Source organism: Rhizobacter sp. P2_H2, from assembly GCF_056403375.1.
Genome location: NZ_JBFUFP010001475.1, coordinates 1 through 1039, shown reverse-complemented (window position 1 = coordinate 1039; position 1039 = coordinate 1). Strand labels below are relative to the sequence as shown.

At 74.6% G+C, this 1039-nt stretch carries 1 protein-coding gene; it reads left to right on the top strand.

The window, feature by feature from the left end; genetic code table 11:
* A partial coding sequence (locus AC1D15_RS34035; protein WP_477829546.1) for a polyketide synthase dehydratase domain-containing protein occupies positions 1-1039 on the top strand: 1039 nt, incomplete at both ends.

Sequence of the window (1039 nt, the reverse complement as noted above, 5' to 3'; positions counted from 1 at the left end):
GCTGACACCCAAGCCGACACCTTCGAGATCCTGTCGCTCGGCGATGGCGAACCCGATGACGCCTGGCACACGCACGTGCAGGGCAGCTATGGCGAGGCCGACGCAGCGCCGTCGCATGAATCGGCCGGCGCGATCGGCGCCCGCTGCACCGAATCGATCGACGCCGGCGGCCACTACGCGAGCCTCGCCGCACGCCAGCTCGCGTTCGGCCCCGCGCTGCAGGGCGTGCAGCGCATCGCACGGCGCGACGGCGAGGCGCTCGGCGAGATCGCGCTGCCGCCCGCTGCCGGCCGCGCCGACTACGTGATGCACCCGGCGCTGCTCGATGCCGCGCTGCAGGTGATGGCCGCCGCGCTGCCGGCGCAGGCCGCTGCCGGCCGCGCGTACCTGCCGCTCGCGATCGGCCGCCTCGCGGTGCACCGCGCGCATGGCGAGCGGCTCAGCAGCCACGTGCGCATCACGCCCGGCGGCAGCGCCGACACGCTGAAGGCCGAGCTGGTGCTGTTCGACACGCACGGCACCGTCGCGACGATGCACGGCATCGCGCTGCGCGCCGCCGCGGTGTCCACGGCGGCGATCGACGAGCCGGTCTACCGCATCGCGTGGGAGCCGGTGCCGGACGCCCGCTGGCTGCCGACGCCGGCCGAACTCGCCGCGCAGGCCGGGCCGCGCCTCGACGACCTGTCGCGCGAGCACGACCTGGCCGACTACCAGCAGGCCTTCGTCGCGCTCGAAGCGATGAGCGCGGCGTGGATCGCGCGCGCACTCGTCGAACTCGGCTGGTCGCCGGCCACAGGCGAACGCGTGCAGTCGGACGAGTTGGCGCAGCGCCTGAAGCTCGCGCCGCGCTACCACCGGCTGTTGCCGCGGCTGCTCGCGATCCTGGCCGAGGATGGCTGGCTGCGCCACGACGGTGATGCATACACGGTCGCGAACTGGCACCCGGTCTCCGACCCGGCGCAGCGCGTCGCGCCGCTGGTGCAATGCCACCCGGCCTCGCGCCCGCGCATCATGCTGACCGCGAACTGCGGCGCGGTGC